2 protein-coding genes are annotated in these 1,394 nt (G+C 67.4%); one reads left to right on the forward strand and one right to left on the reverse strand.

Translation table 11 applies throughout. From position 1 onward, the window contains the following. The coding region (locus EOA32_RS37200) for an anhydro-N-acetylmuramic acid kinase (protein ID WP_189407716.1) at positions 1 to 403 on the reverse strand (403 nt) is incomplete at its 3' end. 210 nt (positions 404 to 613) lie between these two features. On the opposite strand from EOA32_RS37200, the gene EOA32_RS37205 reads away from it, so the two are divergent. Continuing rightward, positions 614 to 1,303: an SDR family NAD(P)-dependent oxidoreductase gene (locus tag EOA32_RS37205; protein ID WP_128374310.1), complete on the forward strand. Its 690-nt coding sequence runs from the start codon at positions 614 to 616 to the stop codon at positions 1,301 to 1,303. Positions 1,304 to 1,394: the final 91 nt, after the last annotated feature.

A 1,394-nucleotide genomic window follows, 5' to 3' on the forward strand; every position in this document is an offset into this window, starting at 1 on the left:
GCATGATACGCGCCAGCTCGGCGACGGCGAGCTGGCGCGTGCGACCGATCCGTCCCGCCTGCGGGGCGCGATGCAGCACCGTCTGGCCGTGGAAGCCGACGACGCCGATATCGGCCATCGTCATGCCCTGGCTTTCGACCAAATCCCTGACCGCCGCCGACTGCGCGCGCGTCAGCGCCTCCTCCGCCTCGCGAAAAATCGCCGGCTCCGGCCCCTCGAAATTCCAGACGCGTGCTTGGCGCAGCGTTTCTTCGAGCAGGGCGCGGATCGATTGCGGGTAGGGGGCCAATGTGTATGTACCGGCGTCGGCGATGCGCTCGCCGTCGGTTTTAATCAGCGCCACGTCGATATTGCCGTCAAGCACCGTACCGGTCATCAGGCCGACGGCCCAGATTGGTTCCATGGTCGTTCCTCGAATCGCCGCTGAACCACGTGTCGGACGGATCGACGCGACAGGCAAGTCTTTCGGCTGCGCCGGGACTTCTCACCGGGCACCGCCTTTGCGTCGAACTGCCAAAACGGAGCAACGTGGTCCTTGCCTCTTGCAGCCGAAGGAGCGAGCTTGTGCGACTATCAACATCACTGAACAACGCGTACTCGCAGGAGGAACGACATGGCCGCCAACGTCGCAGTAATCGCAGGCGCTGGAGCTGGCCTCAGCGCTTCGCTGGCGCGGCTCCTCGGCAAGCAAGGTTTTCGCGTCGTGCTGGCCGCCCGCAATGTCGACAAGCTCTCCGCGCTGGTTCAGGAGACGGGTGCGCAGGCGGTGGAGACGGACGTGTCGGATGCCGCCTCCGTCGCGCGGCTGTTCGAGGCGGCCGACAAGGCCGGCTCCCTCGAAATTGCCGTCTTCAACGCCAGCGGCCGCACGCGCGGCCCGATCGCCGAGCTCGATCCGGAGGCGCTCAAGCAGGCCCTGCTCGTCGGCGCCTATGGCGGCTTCCTCGTCGGCCAGCAGGCGGCGCGCCGGCTTGTTGCGCGCGGCTCCGGCTCGATCCTGTTCACCGGCGCCACTGCGAGTCTCAGGGGCTTCTCCGGCTCGGCCGGCTTCGCCATGCCGAAATTCGGGCTGCGCGGGCTGGCGCAGTCGATGGCGCGCGAGCTAGGTCCGAAGAACATCCATGTCGCGCATTTCATCCTCGACGGCCAGATCGAGCCGCCCGGGCAGGCGGCCGAGCCAGACCGGCCGGATCGCCGCCTCTCGCCGGACGCGATCGCCGAGACCTATCTCGCAGTCCACCGCCAGCATCGCAGCGCCTGGAGCTTCGAGGTCGAGCTGAGGCCCTGGGTCGAGACGTTCTGACGATCCATTCCACGAACCGTGCAATAACGCGCCCCGACGCGAGACCGGCGTCGTGGTTGCGGCGGTGGGGGTGCTGATCGTGGTGGTCTGC

Origin of the sequence: Mesorhizobium sp. M1A.F.Ca.ET.072.01.1.1, assembly GCF_004023325.1 — a bacterium.
In the GTDB taxonomy this organism is placed as follows: domain Bacteria; phylum Pseudomonadota; class Alphaproteobacteria; order Rhizobiales; family Rhizobiaceae; genus Mesorhizobium.